We start from the raw sequence: 23,715 nt of genomic DNA, 5'->3' as shown, positions 1-23,715 counted from the left end.
AAGGCATGGCCGAACTCAACCAACCCATGATCGAGGAGGAAAATCAGCCCCTACACATCACCGCCAAAGCCGCCTGACGATGGCCCACGGCCACAGCCGAAATTACACCACCTTGACGGACGCGACCGCGACACCTTAAAGCCGCTCTCAAGACGCTATTGCCTGAACAGGCGGTCGAGAAATATCGCAAGTGGGAGCAGGAACAGGCACTGACCGAGCTCGGTCGCGCCGTGCTCAAGGCGGATCGCGGGCCGTTGCCAGGCGATCCCGGCAAGCCGGTCGAGGTTGCCATCGCCAATATGGACTGGCTGCTGCGCGCTCAGGCCTGTTCGAAGTCGCAGGATGGCGGTGTTGCTCGCGATTTCGACTTGCGCACCGGCTGGGCGCCTTCCTACCCCGAGACCACCGGGTACATCATTCCCACCCTTCTAGACGGCGCTGTGCGCTTCGGCCGCGACGACTACCGCGAGGCGGCCCGCCGGATGCTCGACTGGCTGAAGGCGATCCAGTTGCCGAGCGGCGGTTTTCAGGGTGGACGCATCGACCAGACGCCGGTGGTGCCGGTGACCTTCAATACCGGCCAGATTCTCATCGGTCTGGCGGCGGGTGTCGCGACCTTCGGTGCGGATGCCTATGGCGAGGCGATGCATGGCGCGGCCTGCTTTCTGCGGGACAGTCTCGACCCCGATGGCTGCTGGCGCTCACATCCGACGCCGTTCGCGGCGCCGGGCGACAAAGCCTACGAAACCCACGTCGCCTGGGGGCTGTTCGAGGCCGAACGGGTGGCACCCGGTGAGGGGTATGGCGAGGCCGGGCAACGTCAGGTGCGCTGGGCGATCTCGCGCCAGCTCGCCAACGGCTGGTTCCAGGATAATTGCCTGGTGCGCCCTGATGCGCCCCTCACCCACACCATCGGCTATGTTCTGCGCGGCTGCATCGAGGCCTATCGGTTGACGCCCGACACGGCGGTGCTGGCCGCCTGCCGGCGCACCGCCGACGCGCTTGCGGGCTGCGTGCGGGCTGACGGCTGGCTCGCCGGTCGTTACGACCGCGACTGGCAGCCGGCGGTGGATTATGTCTGTCTCACGGGTTCATCGCAGATCGCCGCCTGTTTTCTGCTGCTCGACGCCATCGAGTCCAACCCGGGCTATGTCGCGGCCGCGCAACGTCTCAACCAGTATGTTCGTCGTACCATCTCCCTGGATGGCCCGCCGGACATCCGTGGCGGCGTCAAGGGGTCGCATCCGGTCGATGGTGACTATGGCGACTACCAATATCTCAACTGGGCCGCCAAGTTCACGGCCGATGCCCAGCTCATGGAGGCGGACCGTCGGTAGCCTGGCCGCGTGGCGCGAGGCCAGGCGATGAGGCCTCCCGAACGATGCCGACGCCCCGCCACGACCCGCCCTCCGGCGGGTAACGCACGGGGCGGGTTTGATTATTCGGGATTGGTGCGGGGGCTGTCGGCGCTGGGCGGTGTCGCGCGGGAGGCAAGGTAGGCCTGCAGGCCGGCCGGCGTCAGTTCGAGATCCTTCACCACCTCGCCGGGACCGCCCATTGATGGCAGCACCGTGGTGCCGACAGTCACTTCAAGCGCCCCGGCGTTGCCCGTCATCAGCTTCAGGCCCGGCAGGGCGGGAACCCGGTAGGTCTCGCCCGCCTTCATGACGCCGATCTTGACCGCTCCCGACGTGCCGTCGGAGATTCTGACCCAGCTGTCTTCCAGTGCCTTGAGGATGATTGGCCCGTTATTGATGACCCGGGCGGCAGCGGTCGCCTGTTCTTCCGCTCGCAGGGTTGCCTCGTCAGCGGGCACGGCGGCGGCCTGGGGCGCTGAAACGGCTTCGGTGTCCGGTGGCGTCGCGGAGATCGCCAGGTCGGGGCCTTCGGTACTGGTGCCCTCCGCGGTGCCGGCAACGGATATCATGTCGTCCTCGGTGGGCGCCGTGGCGCCGATGAGGCCGCTGGTCCATGCCCACCAGCCACCCAGCACCGCGACCACGATGACGACACCCGCCACCGCCAGGCCGCGCGAGGGAATCTTGCTATCTCCCATCGGTTCGGGGAAATGCGCCTGCTCGGCGACCCCGAAGCGGGATGTCTCCGCCTTGAACTGGTTGCCCACCAGCTCCGAGGACAGGCCCAGCGCCTTGGCGTAGTTCTTGACGAACCCCAGCGAGAACGTCAGCGGCGGCAGCACCTCATGCTGGTCGTCCTCCAGGGCGGAGAGATAACGCGCGGAAATGCGGGTCTCGGCGGCGATATCGCCAATCGACAGGCCGCGCTCGATACGCCGGGTGCGCAACAGCTGTCCCACCGACATGGCGGTGCCCCCGGCAACAGCGCTGGAATCCGTCAAGGCTGACATTTTGTTCTCCTCAAGTCACTGGCCTTGTCAGTGACCGGTTGCACACCATTCAACTGGATAAGCGGATGATTTGGTACGACCCCGAAAGGCTTGGCGCCATCTTGCGCTGCCCTGTGGATAACTTTGACAGCAGAAAGCATGTTGTCAACATGTCAACGCCCGTTTGGCGGGCCGTCAGAGGGGAATTTTTTCGTCCTCGGCGAATTTCATCAGTCGATGGCGAATATCCGGGCTCGGACGGGTCAGTAATTCATCCATCAATTGACGTAATTTCGCCAGATCGAGGTGGCGTACGAGGTTCTTGATCGGACCGATAGCGGCAGGTGTGATCGACAGGCGGCGCACACCAAGCCCCATCAGCGCCATCGACTCCAGCGGCCTGCCCCCCATTTCCCCGCATACCGAGATGGGCTTGCCTGCGGCGTGTGCCTGATCGACGACCATTTTCAGGAAACGCAGGACACCGGGGCTGACCCAGTCGTAACGGTCGGCGAGCTTCGGGTTGGAGCGGTCGGCGGCAAACAGGAACTGGATCAGGTCGTTGGTGCCGATCGAGAGGAAGTCAAGCTTGGGCAGCAACTCGTCGAGCCGGTAGGCCAGGGCCGGCACTTCCATCATCACGCCGTAATTGATCCGCTGCGGCAATGGCAGGCCGCGCGTGATCAGATAATCCACCTGACCCTGAACGATGGCGCGTGCCTGCTCATACTCCCAGGGTTCGGTGACCATCGGGAACATCAGATTCAATTCCCGCCCGGCCGCGGCGTCGAGCAATGCGCGCGCCTGCACCTTCAGCAAGCCCTCGCGCTCCAGCGCCACACGGAGCGCCCGCCAGCCCATCGCCGGGTTTTCCTCGATGGTGTCGTCGTCCTTCAGGTAGGGCACGGCCTTGTCGCCACCGATATCGACGGTGCGGAACACAACCGGCTTGTCGGCGGCAGCGTGCAACACGTCGTAATACAGGCGCGTCTGCGCTTCGCGGCGGGGCAGGGCGGCGGAGACCAGGAACTGGAACTCGGTGCGGAACAGGCCGATGCCGTCGGCATTGGTGACGGACAGGCCGGGCAGATCGACGCGCAGACCGGCGTTCATCATCAGCTCTATGCGGGTGCCGTCGGCGGTGATGGCGGGCAGGTCGCGCAGCTTGGCATATTCGGCCTGGCGCCGGGCCCGCAGCGCGATGTGGGACTCGAACTGTTTGATGACGTTGGGGGCGGGCCGGATGAACAGGGCCTCGTTGGCAACATCGAGCAGCAGCGGGTCGCCTTCGTAGACATGGTCGCGGACCTGCTTGACACGACCGAGCATCGGCACGCCCATGGCGCGGGCGATGATGGTGACGTGCGCCGTGGGTGAGCCCTCCTCCAGCACCACGCCGCGCAGAAAGCGGCGGTCATATTCCAGCAGTTCGGCGGGGCCCAGATTGCGGGCGATCAGGATGCTGTCCTGGGTAAGGCCCGCCTGCGCCGCCGTGCCCATCCGGCCGGCGACAATGCGCAGCAGCCGGTTGGCCAGGTCGTCGAGGTCATGCAGGCGCTCCAGGAAGAACGGGTCCTGGGTCTTGCGCATGGCGATGCGGGTGCGTTGCTGCACGCGTTCGATGGCGGCCTCGGCGGTCAGGCCGCTGTCGATGGCCTCGGTGATCCGTCGGGCCCAGCCTTCGTCGAAGGCGAACATCTTGTAGGTTTCAAGAATGTCCTCATGCTCGCCCGAGCCGGCGAACTCCGCCTGGCTCATCATCTTGTCGATCTGCTGGCGCATGGTCTGGAAGGCGTCGGTGACGCGCTTGCGCTCGGCCTCGATGTCCTCGGCCACCGTATGTTCGACGACGACGCGCGGCTGGTGGAAGACCGCCATGCCGCGTGCCAGGCCATCCACCAGCTTGGTACCTGACATCCGCACCGGCGCCGTGTTCTGGGCACGCGCGCGCGCCATGGTTTCCTCGTCGACCAACCCGGCCGACGAGATGAGTTCCGAGAGCACCATGGCGACGGTCTGCATCGCCTCGATCTCCTCGTCCTCATACTGGCGGGGGTCGACATGCTGGACGCACAGCACACCGATCGCCTGTTCGCGCCGCAGGATCGGCACGCCGGCAAAGGAGTGGAAGACGTCCTCACCGGTTTCCGGGCGGTAGGCGAAGTCAGGGTGGGCGCGGGCTTCCGCGAGATTGAGCGGCGTCCGGTTGGTGGCGATGTTGCCCACCAGGCCTTCCGACAGCGCCATGCGGGTGACGTGGACGGCCTCCTGGGCCAGGCCTTCCGTCGCATAGAGTTCAAGCCAGCCATCGCGCAGCAGGTAGATGGAGGCGACCTCGCTCGACATAGCGCCGGCGATGGCCCGCACCACCTTGTTGAGTTTGGCCTGCACCGTGGCCCGCGACGCCATGACATCGTGCAGCCGGCGCAGAATGGCGCGCGGGGCGGACACGACGGGCGACGCCGGGCTCATGCAGTCGCCTCTAGGGGCAAGATGGTGCGCTCGGCCAGGAAGCGGGCGGCCTGATCGGTCAGTTCACCAATGATGTCGGCAACCGGCTGTTCACTGCTGACCAGGCCGACCGACTGGCCGGCCATCAGCGAGCCGCTCTCGACGTCGCCGTCGACCACCGCCCGGCGCAGCGCACCAGCCCAGTAATGCTCGATTTCCAGTTGCCCGGCGGCGATGTCGAGTTCGCCACGGTCGACCCGTTCGATGATCCGGCGCTGGGCTTCCATGAACGCTTCCGAGCCCTTGTTCTTCAGGGCCCGGACAGGGATCACCGGGAAACGCGGGTCGAGCTGGACCGAGGCGATGGCGTCGCGAGCGGCGCCACGCAGAAACGCCTTCTTGAAGTTGGGGTGTGCCACGCACTCGGTGGCGCACACGAAACGGGTGCCGAGCTGGACACCGGCGGCACCCATTTCCAGATAGGCGGCGATGGTCTCGCCGCGACCGATGCCGCCGGCGACGAATACCGGCACGTCGCGCACATGCGGCAGGATCTCCTGTGCCAGCACGGTCAGCGACACCGGGCCGATGTGGCCACCGGCCTCGGACCCCTCGATCACCAGTGCGTCGACGCCGGAGCGCACCAGCTTCTTTGCCAGCGCCAGCGCCGGCGCGAAGCAGATCAGCTTGGCGCCGCCCTTCTTGACCTTGTCGATGGCCTCGCCCGGCGGCAGGCCGCCGGCGAGCACCACATGGCCGACGCCTTCCGACAGGCAGACGTCCACCATGTCGAGCAGCTGCGGGTGCAAGGTGATGAGATTGACGCCAAAGGGTGCCGTGGTCAGCGCCCGGGTCGCCTGGATCTCCTCGCGCAGCCGCTCAGGCGTCATGGCGCCTGACGCCAGCACGCCGAAGCCACCGGCGTTGGAGATGGCGGCCACCAGGGTGCGTTCGGACACCCAGGTCATCGCACCGCCCAGAATGGCGTAGCGGCTGCCCAGGAATTCGACGCCGCGCCGCATCAGGGCATCCAGCCGGGCGCGGCCAGCGGCCAGGGCGGAGGGCGTCAGGTCGGTCATGCGGCGTCCAGTCCGTAGGCGGAGTGCAGGGCGCGTACCGCCAGTTCGGTGTAGTCCTCGGCGATCAGCACGCTGATCTTGATCTCGGAGGTCGAGATCACCTGGATGTTGATGCCCCGGTCGGCGAGCGCCTTGAACATGGTCTGTGCGACGCCCGCGTGGCTCTTCATGCCGACGCCCACCACCGAAACCTTGGAGACCGCCGCATCCGACACCAGGCCCTCGTAGCCCAGTTCGGCGCGGTGCTTCTCCAGCGTGTCCAGCGCGCGCGGCAGGTCGGTGCGGGTGACCGTGAAGGTGACGTCGGTGGTCTTGGTGTCGTGGGCGATGTTCTGCACGATCATGTCGACGTTGACGTTGGCGTCGGCCAGCGGCGAGAAGATGGCCGCGACAACGCCCGGCCGGTCGGGCACACCCACCAGCGTGATCTTGGCTTCGTTGCGTGAATAGGCCACGCCGGCGATCAGTTCCTGTTCCACGATTTCATCCTCGTCCACCACGAGCGTACCAGGCAAGTCCTCAAACGATGAGAGAACCTGGACGCGCACTTTTTCCTTCATCGCCAGTTCGACCGAGCGGGTCTGCAGCACCTTGGCGCCGACGCTGGCCAGCTCCAGCATCTCCTCATAGGTGATCTTGTCGAGCTTGCGTGCCTTGGGCACGATCCGGGGGTCGGTCGTGTAGACGCCGTCGACATCGGTGTAGATGTCGCAGCGGTCGGCCTTCAGCGCCGCCGCCAGCGCCACCGCGCTGGTGTCCGAGCCGCCGCGGCCCAGCGTCGTCACCCGGTTGTCGGGACCGAGCCCCTGGAAGCCCGCCACCACCGCCACCTGCCCGGTGAGCATGCGGGAGATCACCTCGCCGGTGTCGATGTCCTGGATGCGGGCCGAGCCGTGGGCGTCGTTGGTCCGTACGGGCAGCTGCCAGCCCAGCCAGCTGCGCGCCGGCACGCCCATCGACTGCAGCACGATGGCCAGCAGACCGGTCGTCACCTGCTCGCCAGTGGCGACCACGGTGTCGTATTCCCGGGCGTCATAGAGGGTCGCGGCCTCGCGGCAGAAGCCGACCAGCCGGTCGGTCTCGCCGGACATGGCGGAGACCACCACCGCGACTTCGTTGCCGCGATCCACCTCGGCCTTGACCCGCCGGGCCACGTTGCGGATACGGTCGACGTTGGCCACCGAGGTGCCGCCAAACTTCATTACGATACGCGCCATGATGCTCGCGCCAGTCCCTGGTTGAAATTGCGGGCTCTTGATAGAAAGTGGGAGCCATGAACGCAAGCGAAGCTCTGCCCCCTTCGACCATTGACGCCGCCGAGGTCGCCAAGTTCTCCCACATCGCCGCGACGTGGTGGGACGAGGACGGGCCGATGGCGCCACTGCACCGGCTCAACCCGGTGCGCATGGCCTATGTCCGCGACGAGGTGTGCGCCGCCTTCGCCCGCGATCGCGCCATGCTGCGGCCGCTGCGCGACCTCAAGGTCCTTGATGTCGGCTGTGGTGGAGGGCTGGTCGCCGAGCCGCTGGCGCGCATGGGCGGCAGCGTTACCGGGCTGGACGCCAGCGCCGAGGCCATCGAGGCGGCCCGCCAGCACGCCGCCGAGGCCGGGCTTGCCATCGACTATCGCTGCGGCACCGTCGAGGCGCTGGCGCGGGAGGGCGCGCGGTTCGACGTCATCACGGCGCTGGAGGTGGTCGAGCATGTCGCCGACGTCGACCTGTTCTTGGCCTCGCTGGCGGGTCTGCTGGCGCCGGACGGCCTGCTGATCTTCTCCACCCCCAACCGCACCATGGCGAGCTATCTGTCGGTTATCGTTGGCGCCGAGTGGGTGCTGCGCTGGGTGCCCAGGGGCACGCACGACTGGCAGGCGTTCATGACGCCGGAGGAACTCACCGCCAGGCTGGAGACGGCGGGTCTTGCCGTGCTCAATATCGAGGGGCTCAGCTTCTCGCTGGCTGATCGTGCCTTCCATGTCTCGCCCGACACATCCGTCAACTACATCGGTGTGGCGGTCAGGCGCCTAGCCTAAGCCAGCAGATGGAGGGCGAGACCGGCCATGGCGCCGCCCGCCAGTGTCGGCAGCAGGCCGACCCGCCAGCGCAGCAGGGCCAGGCCCGCCAGCGCCGCCAGCACCGCCGCTTTCGGGTCGAAGGTCGACAGCGTTGGCGCCGCCACCTGCAAGGGGCCGACCCGCCAGGTGCCGACATCGCCGAACAGCAGATGCAGGGCAAACCACAGGCCGAGATTCAGGATCACGCCGACCACGGCGGCCGTGATGCCCGCCAGCGCGCCTTGCAGGCGCGGCATCCGGCGCAGGCGTTCGAGGTGGGGCGCGGCCGCGAAGATCCACAGGAAGGATGGTGCGAAAGTTGCCCACAAGGTCATTACCGCTCCCAGCAGGCCGGCCAGCCACGGCGTGAACGGCGCCGCCTCGCGCCAGGCGGCCAGGAAGCCGACGAACTGCAGCACCAGCACCAGCGGTCCAGGGGTGGTTTCGGCCAGCCCGAGTCCGTCCAGCATCTCGGCGGCCGTCAGCCAGTGGTGCTCATTGACCGCGGCCTGCGCCACATAGGCCAGTACGGCGTACGCGCCGCCGAAGGTGACCACCGCCATGCGGGAGAAGAACAGGCCGATCTCGGTCAGCACATGGTCCGGCCCCAGCAGCCGCGCGGCCAGCAGGACGGGCATCGCCCAGATCACCCCACACAGCAGGGTGGTGACGAGGGTATGCCGGCCTCCCGCTGCCGGGGTGGGCTCCAGATCGCCGGTCGTGGCCGTGGGCGCCGGAGTCGTCGCCCAGCCGATCAGGCCGGCAACCACGATCACCAGCGGAAAGGGCAGGGCGAACAGGAACAGGGCGAGGAAGGCGAGCCCCGCCAGCAGCCAGTGCAGGCGGTGCGTCAAGGCCCGCCGGGCGACCCGCAACAGCGCCTCGATGACGACCGCGAGCACGGCGGCCTTGATGCCGTAGAACAGCGCGGCCACCAGCGGCATGTCGCCATGCAGCACGTAGAGCGTGGCCAGCGCCAGCATCACCAATGCGCCGGGCAGCACGAACAGGCCGCCGGCGATCAGCCCGCCGAGGACGCCATGACGCACCCAACCGCAATAGGTGGCGAGTTGTTGCGCTTCCGGGCCGGGCAGCAGCATGCAGAAATTGAGCGCGGCAAGGTATCGCTTGTCGTCCAGCCAGCGCTGCTCCTCGACAACGACGCGGTGCATGAGGGCGATCTGGCCGGCCGGTCCGCCAAATCCCAGCAGGCCGATGCGCAGCCACGCGGCCGCGAACGCGGCCAGACGCTGCTTGTCCCGGCCTTCCATGTGACGACCCTCTTGCCCAATCCGTTGAGGGCTTTAGGGTAACCATACCTTTCCTAAACGACAATGGCAGGAACCCGCGCCGGTGCAGATCAACGGTCTTGACCATGTGGCCTTCCGGTGCCGCGATGCGGAGGAGACCCGGCTGTTCTACGAGGAACTGCTGGGCCTGCCGCTGGTGGCGGTGTCGTCGGGCGAGGCCTGCGTACGGCACGATGGGGCTGCGGAGGTGCTGCAACTCCAGTTCGCGCTGTCCGATGGCGGTCGGTTGAGCTTTATCGACGCACCGGCGACCGCCCGGCCGGACCAGTTCGCGCCGACCGACGGCGCCGAACGGCACGTCGCGCTGTCACTGGCCTCGGCCGAGGCACTGCTGGCGCTCAAGCAGCTGCTGGACGAGCACGACATTCCCTGCGGCGAGCCGGTGACGGCCGCCGGGGCGATGGCCCTGTCGTTGTGGGATCCCAACGGATTGCAGCTGGAGCTGGTGGCGCCGCTGCTGCCCCGCGAGGCGGGGACTGCGGATGCCGCCGCGCGCGATCATCTCGCCCGCTGGAGCGAGCAGACCCGGGCGCGCAAGGCCTGGCTGTTTCCAGTAAAGGCCTGACCCGTCCGGGGGGCTGACGGCGGTCAGGCCCCGGACCGGCCGGCGGTGGGATTTCAGAGGAAGCGGGCGACCACGTCGCGGTAGCTGCGCGACACCTTCACCTGCTGGCCCGACGACAGCACCAGATAGCATTCGCCATTGGTGTGCGGCTTGACCTGCTTGACCTGTTCCAGGTTGACGATGGTCGAGCGGTGGATGCGGCGGAACTTGCGCGGATCGAGCCGGCGCTCCAGATCCTTCATCGTCTCGCGCAGGATCAGCGTCTGCTCGCCGGTGTGGATGCACATATAGTCGCCGGCGGCGTCGATGCGCTCGATGTTCTCGACGTCGACGCGGAAGATCTGGCCACGATCCTTGACGTTGATCATCCGCTCGAAGCGTGACGGCGCCACGTCCTCGGCGGCGCGCGGCACCGATTGAGGGGCCACCGTTTTCAGCAGCTCCCGCAGGCGGCCGCTTTCGTCGGAGGCCCGTCGCAGCGCCAGCCGCTCGCGGACGCGCTCCAGGGTGCCGGCCAGCCGCGCCTCGTCGACGGGCTTGAGCAGATAGTCGAGCGCCTGGGTCTCGAAGGCCTTGAGGGCGAACTCGTCGAAGGCGGTGACGAACACGATCAGGGGCAACTCGATGTCCATCAGTCCCTCGATGACACCGAAGCCGTCGAACCCCGGCATCTGTACGTCGAGGAACACGAGGTCCGGTTTCAGGGTCTTGATGGCGCGCACCGCCTCGCGGCCATTGCGGCAGCGGTCGATGATCTCGATGTCGGGGTGGTTCGCCAGTCGCAGCTCAAGCCCCTGGATGGCGAGCGCCTCGTCGTCCACGATGATGGTCCGGATCGTCATTCTGCGGCCTCCTTGGTTGCCTGTCCGGTTCTCTGGAAGGGGATGTCGATCCGCACGACCACGCCGTGCGGTTCGTTGGCCCCAATCTCAAAACGATGATCCTGGCCATAAGCCTGCGTCAGGCGATCACGAATATTTGCCAGACCAACGCCGCTGCCGCCGGTGGGCCGCGTCTTGCCCTGGCCCAGTCCCGGCCCGGTGTCGGAAAGGGTGAGGCGCAGCCGGCCGCCCTTCACCTCCGCCCGCAGGGCGATCTCCGCGCCTTCCTCGGCCGGCGCCACGGCGTACTTGATGGCGTTCTCCACCAGTGGCTGCAGCAGCAGCGACGGCAGCAGGGCCTCGCGGGCATTGCGGGAGATGTCGAAGCGGACCTTCAGCCGGTCCTCGAAGCGCATGCGCTCGATATCGAGGTAGAGTTGCAGCGCGTCGACTTCCTGCGCCAGGGTCACCAGATGAGCCGGTTCGGAGACCAGCGAGTAGCGCAGGAAGGCCGATAGCCGCGACAGCATGGCGTTGGCGCGCTCGGCATCCTTCAGCATCACCAGGGTCGAGATGGAGTTGAGCGTGTTGAACAGGAAGTGCGGGTTGATCTGGTAGCGCAGCATCTTCAGCTGGGCGGCATGGGCCTGCGCGGAGAGCTTGAGCATCCGTTCGCTCTGGTGGCGCAGCAGCAGATAGTAGTTGATGCTGTAATAGAGCGCGGCCCACGCCGTCAGCACCGTGACGTCGACCAGGATCGCGCCGAGGAACTGCAGGCCGCGCGGCTGCCAATCGGGCTCGTAGAAGGTGGCGTGGCCCCAGACCTCGATGACCGAGAACAGGCCGGAACAGGCCAGCACCACCACCGCGCTCAGGCTCCACACCACCGGCGCCCGGAAGCGGATGATCTGGCGGAAGGCAGCCGCCATGATGAGCGAGAGCGAGAACCCGGTGGCGACGCCGATCAGCGTCGGCGCCACATAGTCGAGCCCCATCTTGTTGGCCAGGCCGTTGAGGAAACGCACCAGGCCATAGCCGAACCAGCCGCCGGTCTGGAGAATCCAGAAGGCGCGATCCTTGCGGATGAAGAACTGCTCGATCAGAGGGTCTGCAGGACGGGCCATCGTCGCAGTCTAACACCACACCGAGCCGGCCGGCGACACTGGCGCTGCGACGAGTCGTTATTCCCGTACGCCCGCACGGGACGGGGCCGCCCGGATCAGTCCTCCGGCGCGATGACGACCTTCAAGCCGTCCAGGGCGTCGCTCATCTCGATCTGACAGCTCAGACGGGAGGAGTCCTGACGATGATCCGAGGAATCCAGCAGTTCGTTCTCGTCAATGCCCATGGCGTCCAGCTTGTCCAGCCACGCGTCATCCACATAGACATGGCAGGTGGCGCAGGAGCAGGAACCGCCACACAACGAAAGCAGTTCGTCGAAGCCGGCATCCCGGATGTTCTCCATCACCGACAGGCCGGTCTCGGCCTCGATGGTGGTTTCCTCGCCCGCGCGATTGACAATGGTCAGCTTGGCCATGACTGCGTCTTCTCTCTTGCAATTCCCAAATGCAGAGCAGGTCTCTACACATTGAGGCCGTCACTGCAAGACGGAATGCGCCATGGGACTGTCCGCCGCACATCTGAAGAAGGCCATTAACGCCGTCGCGCGTACCGATTCGCGGGTCGCCGCCGGGCTGGCCGAGGTCGGGCTGCCGGAACCGCGCCACCGGCCGGCCGGCTACAACGCTCTGCTGCGGACGCTGGTCGCCCAGCAGATATCCGTGGCAGCCGCCAAGTCCATCTATGCCAGACTGGAAGCGGCGTTGGGCGATCTGGACAGCCCCGCGGTGATCCTTGCCGCCAGCGACGAGATGCTGCGCGCCGGCGGCCTCTCGCGCCAGAAGATCGCCTATGCCCGTTCGCTGGCGGAGGCGGTGGAGACGGGCACGCTCGATTTCCCGGCGCTGGCGGCCATGGACGACGAGGCCGCGATCGCCGTGCTGTCGTCGATCAAGGGCTTCGGCCGCTGGAGCGCGGAGATCTACCTGCTGTTCGCGGAGGGCCGGCCGGACATCTGGCCGGCTGACGATCTCGGCCTGCAGGAAGGCGTCCGGCGGCTGCTCAGGCTGGAGGAACGGCCCCGCCCCAGGGCATTGCGCACGCTGACCGAAGGCTGGCGGCCGCATCGCGGCGCGATGGCGGTGTTCTGCTGGCATTACTACGCCAACAGCGCCCCGCTCTGAGCGGGCGGGAGCGCTGAGCGGCGTCAGGCTGCCCGCAGGTTGCGCAGGAAGGAGGCCACTGAATCGCGCAGCGAGCGGTTGTCCTCGGCGAGCTGCCGGGCGACTTCCAGCAGCCGACCGGCCTCGGAGTCCACCGCCTGGCTGGCGTTGGCGACCATGTGCGACTTGTGTGACACTTCTGCCGCACCGACGGAGGCTTCCTGCAGGCCATGGGCGATGGCACGGCTGTTGGCGTCCTGCCGGGCGACCGAGCTGGTGAGGTCGTCGGTGACGCCATTGAGGCGGCCGGTCTGGCTGCGGATGGTCTCGATGGCCTTCACGGCGTTGCTGGTGGCGGCCTGCATGGTCTCGATCAGGCCGGCGATGCGGGCGGTGGAGTGCTCGGTCTCATTGGCCAGCGACTTGACCTCGCTGGCGACCACGGCGAATCCTCGACCGGCCTCGCCGGCGCGGGCGGCCTCGATGGTGGCGTTGAGCGCCAGCAGGCGGGTCTGGCCGGCCACCTTCTCGATCAGCTTCAGCACCACCTCGATTTCCTGGGTGCGTGCCCGCAGTTCGTCCACCGCCTGATCAGCAAACTGGGTCGAGGCGATCGCCTCGTGGACGATTTCCAGGCAGACGTCGCTCTGGCGGCCGATGTCGCTGATGGCCGACGACAGCGTTTCCATGGTGCCGGAGATTTTCTCTACCGAGTCGGCGGTTTGCGACGAGGCGGCGGCCACCGAATTGACATGGTCGACCGACTGCTGCGCCTGGGTGGCCAGCTGGGTGGCCGCATCGGCGACCGTGCTGGCGGTTGCGGCGCAGGTCTCGACGAAGCTGCCGATCTGATTCTCCAGCGTCGTCGCCAGTTTTTCCAGGTTGGCGGCATAGCGACGGTCGCTAACGTCCCGATACACCGAAAGCGCGAGGTCCATGTCGAGGAAGGCGGCTTTGGTGACGGCGGCGATGTCGGCGTCCATGTCGCGCCCATGTTCCTGGGCATGGCGGACAATCGCCGGAAGCAGTTGCTGCATCACGAAGGCGTAACCGCCAAGATAGCGACTCTGGTCGAGGCCGATTCGCTCATGCGCCTCACCGATCCGGGTCGCCGAGGCGCGATAGTCGTCGTCGATCTGACCGGAGAACAGCCTCAGCCAGTGCCGGGTCTGCGCGTTCTTGGCGAAGGCGACGTGGGCGTCGTCGCGGAACATGGCCGCCAGATCGCCCATGCCGAGCACATGGTCGTAGAACTGATCCAGCACCGGCGCGATGATTGCCGGCAGCGCGGGGGCCAGCGATTTGAGGGCTTCGCAGTCGCTGGCGTCGAGCTGGACGCCATTGGCATGGGCGAGGGAGAGTGGATTGGATGCGATGGCCGTTTGCACTTAACACTCCGTGACGACGGTCTTTTTTCATACTGGACTGGAGTGGTCTGTTGTCGTCGACAATGCTGAACAAATGGTTAGAGTATAAACTATCTTGATAAAATTGATTTAACCAGTCGGATATCCAGCTGCTGGCGGGGGCATCGCCATGCCCGCCGTGATGACCGGCCACGAATGCAGGCCGTGTTGTCGCGACAGTGTGTTCGGTTGGTCGGCACCCCTTGTGTGGCAAAAATGCCACATTACATCGATGACAACATTGTCGTTCCGAGGGGGCAGTTCCCATGAACATCGAAAAGTTTACCGAACGGGCCAAAGGGTTCCTGCAATCGGCGCAGACGGTGGCGCTGCGCAACAACCACCAGCGGGTGCAAAGCGAGCACCTGCTGAAGGCGCTGCTTGAGGACGAGCAGGGCATGGCGGCGGGGTTGATCCGCGCCGCCGGCGGCCGGCCGGAGCAGGCGACCCAGGCGGTCGACCTCGCCCTCACCAAGGTGCCGCAGGTCACCGGCGGCGGCGCCGGCCAGCTCAGCTGGGACGGCGATGCGGTGCGCGTGCTCGATCAGGCCGAGCAGCTGGCCACCAAGGCCGGCGATTCCTACGTCACGGTCGAGCGGCTGCTGCTGGCGCTGGCGCTGGCGCAGGGCACGCCGGCCGCCAGGATGCTGGCGGACGCCGGCGTCACCGCCCAGGGCCTCAACGGCGCCATCAACCAGATTCGCCAGGGTCGCACGGCCGACACCGCGTCCGCCGAGGATCGTTACGACGCGCTGAAGAAGTTCGCCCGCGACCTGACCCAGGCGGCGCGCGACGGCAAGCTCGATCCCGTCATCGGCCGCGACGAGGAAATCCGCCGCACCATCCAGGTGCTGTCGCGGCGTTCAAAGAACAATCCGGTGCTGATCGGCGAGCCCGGCGTCGGCAAGACCGCCATCGCCGAGGGCCTGGCGCTGCGCATCGCCAAGGGCGACGTGCCGGAGGGCCTGAAGGACCGCCGGGTGATGGCGCTCGACATGGGCAGCCTGATCGCCGGTGCCAAATATCGCGGCGAGTTCGAGGAACGCCTCAAGGGCGTGCTGGAGGAAGTGCGCGGCGCGGAAGGCGACATCATCCTGTTCATCGACGAGATGCACACGCTGGTGGGCGCCGGCAAGACCGATGGCGCCATGGATGCCTCCAACCTGCTCAAGCCGGCGCTGGCGCGCGGCGAGCTGCACTGCATCGGCGCGACGACGCTCGATGAATACCGCAAGTATGTGGAGAAGGACGCGGCGCTGGAGCGGCGCTTCCAGCCGGTGTTCGTCAACGAGCCGACGGTCGAGGACACGATCTCGATCCTGCGCGGCCTGAAGGAGAAATATGAGGTCCACCACGGCGTGCGCATCACCGATGGCGCGCTGGTGGCGGCGGCGACGCTGTCCAACCGCTATATCACCGACCGCTTCCTGCCCGACAAGGCCATCGACCTGATGGACGAGGCGGCCTCGCGCCTGCGCATGGAGGTGGAGTCCAAGCCCGAGGAGATTGAAAATCTCGACCGCCGCATCATCCAGCTGAAAATCGAGCGCGAGGCGCTGAAGAAGGAGAGCGACGCCGCCTCGAAGGATCGGCTGGCCAAGATCGAGGGCGAGCTGGGCAATCTCGAAGCCCAGTCGGCCGACCTCACCGCCCGCTGGCAGGCCGAGCGCGACAAGATGCAGGGCGAACGATCCTTGAAGGAAAAGCTCGACGCCGCGCGTGTCGAGCTGGAGCAGGCGCAGCGCACCGGCAATCTCGCCCGCGCCGGTGAACTGGCCTATGGCGTCATCCCGGCGCTGGAACGCCAGATCGCCGAGGCCAGGGACGCCGCCTCCAGCGCCATGGTGCGCGAGGAAGTGGTGGCGGAGGACATCGCCGCCGTGGTGTCGCGCTGGACCGGCGTGCCGGTGGACAAGATGCTCGAAGGCGAGCGGGAAAAGCTGCTGGCGATGGAGAGCGAGATCGGCCGCCAGGTGATCGGCCAGGCGGAAGCGGTCGCCGCGGTATCGGCGGCGGTGCGCCGGGCGCGCGCCGGTCTGCAGGACCCCAACCGGCCGCTGGGCTCCTTCCTGTTCCTCGGCCCCACCGGCGTCGGCAAGACCGAGCTGTGCAAGGCCCTGGCGACCTTCCTGTTCGACGACCCCGCCGCCATGGCCCGCATCGACATGAGCGAGTTCATGGAAAAGCATTCGGTGAGCCGGCTGATCGGCGCGCCGCCGGGTTATGTCGGTTACGAGGAAGGCGGCGTGCTGACCGAGGCGGTGCGGCGCAGGCCCTACCAGGTGGTGCTGTTCGACGAGGTGGAGAAAGCGCACCAGGACGTGTTCAACGTGCTGCTGCAGGTGCTCGACGATGGCCGGCTGACCGACGGTCAGGGCCGCACGGTGGATTTCACCAACACCATCATCGTGCTGACCTCCAACCTCGGCGCGCAGTTCATCGCGCAGCTGCCGGAAGGCAAGGACACCTCCGACGTGCGCGAGGAGGTGATGGCGGTGGTGCGCGGGCATTTCCGGCCGGAATTCCTCAACCGTCTGGACGAGATCATCCTGTTCCACCGGCTGGGCGAGGCGCACATGGGGCCGATCGTCGATATCCAGGTGGCGCGGGTGCAGAAGCTGCTGGCCGATCGCAAGATCGTCCTCGACCTCACCGACGCGGCGCGCGGCTGGCTGGCCCGCATGGGCTACGATCCGGTCTATGGCGCCCGGCCGCTGAAGCGGGTGGTGCAGAAATATCTGCAGGACCCGCTGGCCGAGATGATCCTGCGCGGCGAGGTCAAGGATGGCGCCACCGTGCGGGTGACCGACGGCGACGGCCGGCTGACGCTCAGCGTCGGCTGATCGGGGTCGACTGATCGCGGGCGCTCTCCATCAGCGGGGGCGGGGCGGCACGGGTCGCCCCGCCCTCGTGTTTTTTCGGGCGCCTGCCAGTAGTTGTTGTCTCAGCCGGTGTTGCGCAGGCCGGCGGCGATGCCGTTGATGGTCAGCCGGATGCCTTCATGGAGGCGCGGGTCGGCCTCGCCGGCGCGGTGACGGCGGATCAGTTCCACCTGCAGCGCGTTGAGCGGCTGGATGTAGGGCAGGCGCAGCTGGATGGTGCGGGCCAGCGCCGGATTTTTCTCCAGCAGCCGCGACTGGTCGGTGAGCGCCAGCAGCTGGTCATGGGTGCGCTGCCATTCATCACGGATGGCGGCATAAATGCCCTGGCGCAGCGCGGCATCGGGCACCAGCTCGGCGTAGCGCGCCGCCACTTCCATGTCCGACTTGGCGAGCACCATTTCCATGTTGGCCAGCGCGGTGACGACGAATGGCCAGCTGGCCGCCATCTCGGCGAGCAGGCCGCGATCACCGACGCTTGCCAGGGCGGTGCCGGCGCCGAACCAGCCGGGCAGCATCACCCGCGCCTGGGCCCAGGAAAACACCCAGGGGATGGCGCGCAGGTCCTGGATGCGGTCGGAGGCGGTGCGGGAGGCCGGGCGCGAGCCGATCTTCAGGTCGGCGATCTCGGTGATCGGCGTCGAGGCCCGAAAATAGCTGTTGAACCCCGGCGTGCCGTAGACCAGCCCGCGATAATGCTGGAACGCCCGGTCGCTGATGGCACGCGCCGCCGCCCGGAAGCGGGTGGCGTCGTCATGCCGGCGCGCCGCCGGCGGGCGCGAGGCGAGCAGGGTCGCCGCCGCCATCGATTCCAGACTGGCGGCACCCAGCGCCGGGTTGCCGTATTTCGAGGCGATCACCTCGCCCTGTTCGGTGATGCGGATGCGCCCCTGCACCGAGCCCGCCGGCTGGGCCTGGATCGCCTCGAACGACGAGCCGCCGCCGCGGCCCACCGCGCCGCCGCGGCCGTGGAACAATTGCAGGCGCACGCCGGCCTCGGCGAAGGTGCGGGTCAGCGCCAGCGAGGTTTCGTGCAGCGACCAGACGGAGGTGATGTAGCCGCCGTCCTTGTTGCTGTCGGAATAGCCGATCATCACTTCCTGCAGCCGGCCGCGCGCGGTGACCAGCGGCTGGATTTCCGGCAGCGCCAGAAAGGCTGCCATCACCGCCGGGGCGGCCTGCAGATCCTCGATGGTCTCGAACAGCGGCACCGCCATCACCGGCGAGGCGGGCGGATCGCCGGCCCGGTACAGGCCGACCTCTTTCAGCAGCAGGTAGACCTCCAGCAGGTTGGCGACCGTGCTGGTCTTGGAGATGACATACTGGCGCACCGCGTCCGGCCCGGCGGCCCGCAGGATGTCGGCGGCGGCGCGCAGGATGTCGAGCTCGCCCACGGTTTCCGGCGCGTAGCCGGCGTGCGGGTTGAACAGCAGGCGGTTGTGCGCCAGTTCCCGCCGCAGCAGGGCGACGCGTTCGCCCAGACCCAGCGCCTCATAGTCGGCCGTGACGCCGGCGACCCGCAGCAGGTCGGCGACGACGCGGGCATGGACGTCGGCGTTCTGGCGCAGGTCGACGGTGGCGAGGTGGAAGCCGAAGGTCTCGACCGCGCGGATCAGCCGGTCCAGCCGGCCGCCGGCGACGATCTCGCCGCCGTGGCTGGCCAGCGAATGGCGGATCACCCGCAGGTCGGCGAGCAGCGCCTCGGCATCGGCATAGGCGACGGCGGGCACGCTCGCGCGCAGCGCCGCCGGCGTGCCGGTGAGTGTCTGGTGGGTGGCGGCCAGCCGGGCATAGACGCCGGTCAGCGCTCGCCGGTAGGGCTCGTCGGCGCGGTGCGGCGAGCTGTCGCCCGAGGCATCCGCCAGCTGCTGCAGCGCCTCCGAGGTGCGCGACAGCCGGTCCGACATCGACAGCTCGGCGCCCAGCGTGTTGACCTCGGCGAGGTAATGATCGAGCGCCACCGCCGCCTGGCGCTGGAAGGCATAGCGCAGTGTCGGGGCGGTGACGTTGGGGTTGCCGTCGCGGTCGCCGCCGACCCAGCTGCCCAGCCGCAGGAAGCTCGGCAGATGGGTGCCCAGCAGCCGGTCCCAGCGGTGGAACAGGGCAGGCAGCGTCGGCAGGAAGGTGGTGCGGAAATAGGACAGCACGGTCTCGATCTCGTCCTGCACGAACAGCCGCACCGCGCGCAGCGGCCGCGTCTGCCACAGGATGGTGATCTGGCGCACCAGCTCATCCTCGATGTCCTGCCGGTGGACGTCGCCGGCCAGTTCGCGCTCGGCCATCAGGCGGGTGATCGCCGCCTCGCGGTCGATGATGCTCTTGCGCCGCACCTCGGTCGGGTGGGCGGTGAGCACCGGTGCCACCAGCGCGGTCTCCAGCAACGCCACCAGTTCGGCGCGCGGGGCGCCGTCGGCCTCCAGCAGGGCGACGGCGGCGGCCAGGGTGTCGGCGCGGCTCGGCCGGTCGCGCATCGCCTGGCGATCGTCGGCGATGTTGGCCAGCAGCGAGAACAGCATGAAGCTGTGGACGAAGCGCAGCGTGTCCTCGATGTCGAGCTCGTCGAGCAGGGTCGCCAGCATCGCCGCCGGCGAGGCGCCGCCCTCGCGGTGGACGGCGACCGAGGCCTGACGGATCGCCTCGATCTTGGCGAACAGCGCCGGGCCATGCTGGGCGCGGATGACGTCGCCGAGCAGCCGGCCGAGGAAACGGATGTCCTCGCGCTCCGACGCGCTGGCGGCGGCGCCTGCCCCGGCGTTCGCGGTGGTGGTGGTTCGCACGGTGGTCATGGTGGCCTGTCCTCAGGGCTCGGCCCGGTATCGGGCGGACAGGCACAAGTCTAGGGGAGCCGGGCGCGCCTTGTCACCCCGCCGGCGTTGCGTCGGGGTGCCGCCCGCCGCACGCAGTGAGAGCGCGGGCGGGGAGACAGGAGGGGCGGGGAGACGGGCAGGCCGGCGTCCGTTGCCGATCAGGCGCAGACCGCCGCCGCCGGCACCCTGGGGAAGCCGCCGGCCTTGGCCACCATCGACACCGCCGGCTTGCCGCGCACGCCCTCGAACCACAACGCGGTGGCGATCACCGCGTCGAGGTCGACGCCGGTGGGCACCGACGAGCGGTCGAGCATGTACAGCAGATCCTCGGTGGCGATGTTGCCGGTGGCCCGGGGCGCGAACGGGCAGCCGCCCAGCCCGCCGACGCTGGCATCAAGCACCGAGGCGCCGGCCTTGTAGGCGGCCCAGGCGTTGGCGATGCCGGTGTTGCGGGTGTTGTGGAAGTGGGCGCGCAGCTTGATGCCGGCGGGCAGCAGCGCGCGGGCGCGGCCGAACAGTTCTTCCACCTGGCCCGGCACGCCGACGCCGATGGTGTCGGCAATGGCGATCTCGTCGGGTTCGGCGTCGGCCATGCGCTTGATGATGTCGAGCACGCGGTCGGCCGGCACTTCGCCCTCGAACGGGCAGCCGAAGGCGGCCGAGATGGTCACCTGCGGCACCAGGCCGTTGGCCCGGGCGAGTTTCAGCATCTCCTGGTTTTCGCGCACGCCGTCCTCGATGGTCTGGCCCTGGTTGCGCATCCCGAAGGTGTCGGAGGCGACGACGACGCAGCCGGCCTCGTCGACGCCGCGCTTGCCGCCCTCTCGGGTGGCCAGGGCGCGCATCACGCCGCGCTTGTTGAGACACAGGCCGATGTAGCTGACGTCTGGCCGGTCCGGCAGGGCGGCGATCACCGCTTCCGCGTCGGCCATCTGCGGCACCTTCTGCGGGTGGACGAAGCTCGCCACCTCCAGGCGGCGGACGCCGGCATCCATCATGCGCGTGAGCAGCGCGACCTTGTCGGCGGTGCCGATGACCTCGGGCTCGTTCTGCAGGCCGTCGCGCGCACCCACCTCGACGATCTGAACCGGGCTGTTACTCATGGCCGTTCTCCTCAACTGCTTTCATTTTGCCGTAAGCGACCCCGACGCCGGAATCAACGGGCCATTAAGGCCGCGCCCGTGGTGCTTTCCCCTCTTGACCGTAGAGCGGAGGCGACCCTAAGGACTTGCGGGCGCATTGCGGGTGTAGCTCAATGGTAGAGCACCAGCCTTCCAAGCTGGCTACGTGGGTTCGATTCCCATCACCCGCTCCACCTTCCCGTCCAGTCGCGTCCGTGCCAGTCTGGACATCCCCCTGAAATCCACGGTATTTTGCGGCACATCAAGCCGCATTCGTTCACCCGCGTTCACATCTAGCCGCTCGCCGATGGGGGTATAATTGGGGGGAAGCTGGAACAGGCAAGGGGTATGATTGCGGCGCTGGGGGTATGCGGGGGGCAGGCCATGGCGCTGACAGATGTTGCGATTCGACAGGCGAAACCGGCGGCGAAGCAATACAAGCTCGCCGATGGGGCGGGCCTCTATCTGCTGGTGACGCCAGCGGGCGGAAAGCTCTGGCGGCTGAAGTACCGCCTGGCTGGCAAGGAAAAGCTGGCGGCCTTCGGTGCCTATCCCGAAGTGAGCCTGGCCGAAGCCCGCAAGCGCCGGGATGAGGCCAGAGAGCAAATCGCCGCCAGCAAAGACCCGTCACGGGAAAAGCGACGGGCGAAGGTGCGCCAGCGGGCAGAGGCGATGAATACCTTTGCCATCATCTCTGCCGAGTATTGCGCCAAGCGGAAAAAGGACGGGCAGGGCGGCTGGGCACCGGCCACGGCCAAGCGGAGCGAATACCTTTTGTCCCGTCTCAATGCCGCCTTGGGCAGCCTGCCGATTGGCGAGATAGAACCTGCCGACATTCTGGCCGCCGTCCGCAAGATCGAAGCCAAGGGGACGCTGGAGAGTGCCCACCGGACGTTGCAGCTTGCGGGCATGGTGTTCCGCTATGCGGTGGCTACTGCGCGGCTGGCCTCCGATCCTACGCGCGATCTGCGCGGGGCGCTGGCAATGCCCAAGGTGACCCACTACGCGGCCATCCTTGAGCCGGTGAAGGTGGGCGAGCTGCTGCGGGCGATAGACGGCTACGAAAGCCTCGGGCTTACCCGGCTGGCGCTGCAACTGGCTCCCCATGTCTTCGTGCGGCCCGGTGAGCTGCGCCATGCCCGCTGGGACGAAATCGACCTGGACGGGGCGCTGTGGACCATCCCAGCCGAGAAAACCAAGATGCGGAAGGCCCACCGGGTTCCGCTGTCCCGGCAGGTCGTGGCGATCCTGCGAGAGATTCACGCTCTCACCGGCCCGACTGGCTATGTCTTTCCGTCTGTCCGCACCCGTGCCCGCCCCATGAGTGAGAACACGTTGAACGCCGGGCTGCGGCGGCTGGGCTACGCCAGCGACGAAATGACCGCCCACGGGTTCCGGGCGATGGCCGCAACGCTGCTGAACGAAAGCGGCAAGTGGCACCCGGACGCAATCGAGCGGGCGCTAGCCCATGGCGATGCCGACAAGGTGAGGGCGGCCTACACGCGCGGCGCTCACTGGAAGGAACGGGTGGAGATGGCCCAATGGTGGAGCGACTATCTCGATACGCTGCGCAAAGGCGCGGACGTTGTGCCGATCAACAGAGCGAAGGGGAAAGGGAAATGAGCAAGTGGGATGCTGCGCAGATAGCCTTTGAAATCGCCAGCGCGGCGGAGGACAGCTACCATCGGGCCGTATGGCTGCCACGATACGAATCCGCCAAGAGTGGTGGCCCGCTGATGCCGGATGCAATCGACGCCGAAGCCGAACGGTTTACGGATGTGCGCTTGGCGGCGGAGGATGTGCTGATTGCCACGCCCGCACCCGATCTGCCTGCCGTGATCTGGAAAATCGAATTTGCCCGCGAGCGGTGGGCGGATTTCGAGGATTGGCCGGAAACATGGTGGGCGGCGGTCATGGCCGATCTGCGCCGCCTCGCAGCCTGATTGCAGATGGCGCGCCGCCCCCTCGTTGCGGACCGATGTACCGCCGTTCGATCCCGGCAACCCGAGATACGTGCGCGCATGGGAAGCGACGTGGGATTTAGGCAAGCGGTCGTGGCAATCGGACGGGGAATGAAGTGGCAATCGGACGGGGAGTGAACAAGCCGCGAAGCGGCGATGGCGCGCGGCGGTGAGGGGATGGGGAAGCCACACGCGCGCGGCATTCCATGGCGGTTCCGCCACGCGGCTGGCCTGTCGCCCTGGCCGTGCTGGGCACAGACGGGGGGGGCGGTCAAAAGTCTAGAGCCGCACCCGGTGGGAGACCGCATTCGGAACCATCGGCAGGTTTTTTTCTTGCGTCTCGGCATTTCCGGACGGCTGGCCGGCGTTGGCACGGACAGGCGGGCAGAGAGAAACCAGCCGGGCGGTTGAGGCTTTCGCCGCCCAAACGCTGCGTGGTCTCACCTCCATGGCCTTGCCAGCCCGAACTAGGCGGTGTCGAGGACCGGGTTTGGGATCATGTGCAGGGTCCAGATTTGCCGCCTATTATTTTTCCATTTTCCGGACGGCTTTCGGGGCACTATGTTGGTCGCGTCCGTCAAGGTGGTGTAATTTCGGCTGTGGCCGTGGGCCATCGTCAGGCGGCTTTGGCGGTGATGTGTAGGGGCTGATTTTCCTCCTCGATCATGGGTTGGTTGAGTTCGGCCATGCCTT

18 protein-coding genes and 1 tRNA gene are annotated in these 23,715 nt (G+C 67.4%); 8 read left to right on the top strand and 11 right to left on the bottom strand.

The window, feature by feature from the left end:
* Window positions 1–158 precede the first annotated feature (158 nt).
* Complete coding sequence (locus ABU113_RS16090) at window positions 159–1,337, top strand: hypothetical protein (RefSeq protein WP_454560496.1); 1,179 nt, start codon at window positions 159–161, stop codon at window positions 1,335–1,337.
* A 101-nt stretch (window positions 1,338–1,438) separates the two neighbouring features.
* On the opposite strand, the gene ABU113_RS16085 is transcribed toward ABU113_RS16090, so the two are convergent.
* The 4 genes from ABU113_RS16085 to ABU113_RS16070 form a co-directional block, all read right to left on the bottom strand.
* Complete coding sequence (locus tag ABU113_RS16085) at window positions 1,439–2,368, bottom strand: helix-turn-helix domain-containing protein (protein ID WP_454560495.1); 930 nt, start codon at window positions 2,366–2,368, stop codon at window positions 1,439–1,441.
* A 174-nt stretch (window positions 2,369–2,542) separates the two neighbouring features.
* Window positions 2,543–4,819 carry a phosphoenolpyruvate--protein phosphotransferase gene (gene ptsP, locus ABU113_RS16080; protein ID WP_454560494.1) on the bottom strand — a complete coding sequence of 759 codons (2,277 nt, stop codon included), beginning with the start codon at window positions 4,817–4,819 and terminating at the stop codon, window positions 2,543–2,545.
* Window positions 4,816–5,877 carry an NAD(P)H-dependent flavin oxidoreductase gene (locus ABU113_RS16075; RefSeq protein WP_454560493.1) on the bottom strand — a complete coding sequence of 354 codons (1,062 nt, stop codon included), beginning with the start codon at window positions 5,875–5,877 and terminating at the stop codon, window positions 4,816–4,818. The genes ptsP and ABU113_RS16075 overlap by 4 nt, the downstream gene beginning before the upstream one ends.
* Window positions 5,874–7,094 carry an aspartate kinase gene (locus tag ABU113_RS16070; RefSeq protein ID WP_454560492.1) on the bottom strand — a complete coding sequence of 407 codons (1,221 nt, stop codon included), beginning with the start codon at window positions 7,092–7,094 and terminating at the stop codon, window positions 5,874–5,876. Before ABU113_RS16070 ends, ABU113_RS16075 begins: the two co-directional genes overlap by 4 nt.
* 56 nt (window positions 7,095–7,150) lie before the next feature.
* Here ABU113_RS16070 and ubiG point away from each other — a divergent pair, with 56 nt between their 5' ends.
* A complete protein-coding gene (gene ubiG / locus ABU113_RS16065) occupies window positions 7,151–7,909 on the top strand; it encodes a bifunctional 2-polyprenyl-6-hydroxyphenol methylase/3-demethylubiquinol 3-O-methyltransferase UbiG (RefSeq protein WP_454560491.1) in 759 nt (252 codons plus the stop codon).
* On the opposite strand, the gene chrA is transcribed toward ubiG, so the two are convergent.
* A complete protein-coding gene (gene chrA, locus ABU113_RS16060; protein WP_454560490.1) occupies window positions 7,906–9,201 on the bottom strand; it encodes a chromate efflux transporter in 1,296 nt (431 codons plus the stop codon). The two genes, ubiG and chrA, sit on opposite strands and share 4 nt — an antisense overlap.
* A gap of 82 nt (window positions 9,202–9,283) precedes the next feature.
* Here chrA and ABU113_RS16055 point away from each other — a divergent pair, with 82 nt between their 5' ends.
* Window positions 9,284–9,805 (top strand): VOC family protein, encoded by a 522-nt coding sequence (locus ABU113_RS16055; RefSeq protein ID WP_454560489.1) that lies wholly within the window; start codon window positions 9,284–9,286, stop codon window positions 9,803–9,805.
* A 53-nt stretch (window positions 9,806–9,858) separates the two neighbouring features.
* Here ABU113_RS16055 and ABU113_RS16050 read toward each other — a convergent pair whose 3' ends face one another.
* The 3 genes from ABU113_RS16050 to ABU113_RS16040 all read right to left on the bottom strand — a co-directional run bounded on the left by ABU113_RS16050 (window position 9,859) and on the right by ABU113_RS16040 (window position 12,163).
* Entirely contained in the window at window positions 9,859–10,647 is a 789-nt protein-coding gene (locus ABU113_RS16050; protein ID WP_454560488.1) for a LytR/AlgR family response regulator transcription factor, read from the bottom strand.
* Entirely contained in the window at window positions 10,644–11,750 is a 1,107-nt protein-coding gene (locus ABU113_RS16045; RefSeq protein WP_454560487.1) for a sensor histidine kinase, read from the bottom strand. Before ABU113_RS16045 ends, ABU113_RS16050 begins: the two co-directional genes overlap by 4 nt.
* Window positions 11,751–11,845: 95 nt before the next feature.
* Window positions 11,846–12,163, bottom strand: a complete 318-nt coding sequence (locus ABU113_RS16040) for a 2Fe-2S iron-sulfur cluster-binding protein (RefSeq protein WP_454560486.1) — start codon at window positions 12,161–12,163, stop codon at window positions 11,846–11,848.
* An 82-nt stretch (window positions 12,164–12,245) separates the two neighbouring features.
* Between ABU113_RS16040 and ABU113_RS16035 the strand changes: the two genes are divergently transcribed.
* On the top strand, window positions 12,246–12,869 hold the full coding sequence (locus ABU113_RS16035) for a DNA-3-methyladenine glycosylase family protein (RefSeq protein ID WP_454560485.1): 624 nt from the start codon (window positions 12,246–12,248) through the stop codon (window positions 12,867–12,869).
* A 23-nt stretch (window positions 12,870–12,892) separates the two neighbouring features.
* Here the strand turns inward: ABU113_RS16035 and ABU113_RS16030 are convergent, their stop codons facing one another.
* Window positions 12,893–14,236 (bottom strand): protoglobin domain-containing protein, encoded by a 1,344-nt coding sequence (locus ABU113_RS16030; protein WP_454560484.1) that lies wholly within the window; start codon window positions 14,234–14,236, stop codon window positions 12,893–12,895.
* A gap of 284 nt (window positions 14,237–14,520) precedes the next feature.
* Here ABU113_RS16030 and clpB point away from each other — a divergent pair, with 284 nt between their 5' ends.
* Window positions 14,521–17,097, top strand: a complete 2,577-nt coding sequence (gene clpB / locus ABU113_RS16025) for an ATP-dependent chaperone ClpB (protein WP_454560483.1) — start codon at window positions 14,521–14,523, stop codon at window positions 17,095–17,097.
* A gap of 101 nt (window positions 17,098–17,198) precedes the next feature.
* Here clpB and ppc read toward each other — a convergent pair whose 3' ends face one another.
* Both ppc and ABU113_RS16015 read right to left on the bottom strand, forming a co-directional pair.
* A complete protein-coding gene (ppc, locus tag ABU113_RS16020) occupies window positions 17,199–19,919 on the bottom strand; it encodes a phosphoenolpyruvate carboxylase (protein WP_454560482.1) in 2,721 nt (906 codons plus the stop codon).
* 179 nt (window positions 19,920–20,098) lie between these two features.
* Window positions 20,099–21,043, bottom strand: a complete 945-nt coding sequence (locus ABU113_RS16015; protein WP_454560481.1) for a hydroxymethylglutaryl-CoA lyase — start codon at window positions 21,041–21,043, stop codon at window positions 20,099–20,101.
* Between the two features lie 138 nt (window positions 21,044–21,181).
* Here ABU113_RS16015 and ABU113_RS16010 point away from each other — a divergent pair.
* The 3 genes from ABU113_RS16010 (at window position 21,182) to ABU113_RS16000 (ending at window position 23,004) form a co-directional block, all read left to right on the top strand.
* A tRNA-Gly gene (locus ABU113_RS16010) sits at window positions 21,182–21,255 on the top strand.
* Window positions 21,256–21,445: 190 nt separating this feature from the next.
* Window positions 21,446–22,684, top strand: a complete 1,239-nt coding sequence (locus ABU113_RS16005) for a tyrosine-type recombinase/integrase (RefSeq protein WP_454560480.1) — start codon at window positions 21,446–21,448, stop codon at window positions 22,682–22,684.
* Complete coding sequence (locus ABU113_RS16000; protein ID WP_454560479.1) at window positions 22,681–23,004, top strand: hypothetical protein; 324 nt, start codon at window positions 22,681–22,683, stop codon at window positions 23,002–23,004. Before ABU113_RS16005 ends, ABU113_RS16000 begins: the two co-directional genes overlap by 4 nt.
* Window positions 23,005–23,715: the final 711 nt, after the last annotated feature.

The organism is Parapedomonas caeni, assembly GCF_041060555.1.
GTDB lineage: Bacteria > Pseudomonadota > Alphaproteobacteria > Sphingomonadales > Sphingomonadaceae > CAUJIW01.
The sequence above is the reverse complement of the archived record's forward strand: the minus strand, read 5'-3'. Positions and strand labels throughout refer to the sequence as shown.

Coding starts and splice junctions, on each gene's coding strand:
- ABU113_RS16075 (WP_454560493.1), bottom strand. CDS start 5,877: ATGACCGACCTGACGCCCTCCGCCCTGGCCGCTGGCCGCGCCCGGCTG.
- ABU113_RS16005 (WP_454560480.1), top strand. CDS start 21,446: ATGGCGCTGACAGATGTTGCGATTCGACAGGCGAAACCGGCGGCGAAG.
- ABU113_RS16045 (WP_454560487.1), bottom strand. CDS start 11,750: ATGGCCCGTCCTGCAGACCCTCTGATCGAGCAGTTCTTCATCCGCAAG.
- ppc (WP_454560482.1), bottom strand. CDS start 19,919: ATGACCACCGTGCGAACCACCACCACCGCGAACGCCGGGGCAGGCGCC.
- ABU113_RS16070 (WP_454560492.1), bottom strand. CDS start 7,094: ATGGCGCGTATCGTAATGAAGTTTGGCGGCACCTCGGTGGCCAACGTC.
- ABU113_RS16000 (WP_454560479.1), top strand. CDS start 22,681: ATGAGCAAGTGGGATGCTGCGCAGATAGCCTTTGAAATCGCCAGCGCG.
- ABU113_RS16085 (WP_454560495.1), bottom strand. CDS start 2,368: ATGTCAGCCTTGACGGATTCCAGCGCTGTTGCCGGGGGCACCGCCATG.
- ptsP (WP_454560494.1), bottom strand. CDS start 4,819: ATGAGCCCGGCGTCGCCCGTCGTGTCCGCCCCGCGCGCCATTCTGCGC.
- clpB (WP_454560483.1), top strand. CDS start 14,521: ATGAACATCGAAAAGTTTACCGAACGGGCCAAAGGGTTCCTGCAATCG.
- ABU113_RS16035 (WP_454560485.1), top strand. CDS start 12,246: ATGGGACTGTCCGCCGCACATCTGAAGAAGGCCATTAACGCCGTCGCG.
- ubiG (WP_454560491.1), top strand. CDS start 7,151: ATGAACGCAAGCGAAGCTCTGCCCCCTTCGACCATTGACGCCGCCGAG.
- chrA (WP_454560490.1), bottom strand. CDS start 9,201: ATGGAAGGCCGGGACAAGCAGCGTCTGGCCGCGTTCGCGGCCGCGTGG.
- ABU113_RS16015 (WP_454560481.1), bottom strand. CDS start 21,043: ATGAGTAACAGCCCGGTTCAGATCGTCGAGGTGGGTGCGCGCGACGGC.
- ABU113_RS16050 (WP_454560488.1), bottom strand. CDS start 10,647: ATGACGATCCGGACCATCATCGTGGACGACGAGGCGCTCGCCATCCAG.
- ABU113_RS16040 (WP_454560486.1), bottom strand. CDS start 12,163: ATGGCCAAGCTGACCATTGTCAATCGCGCGGGCGAGGAAACCACCATC.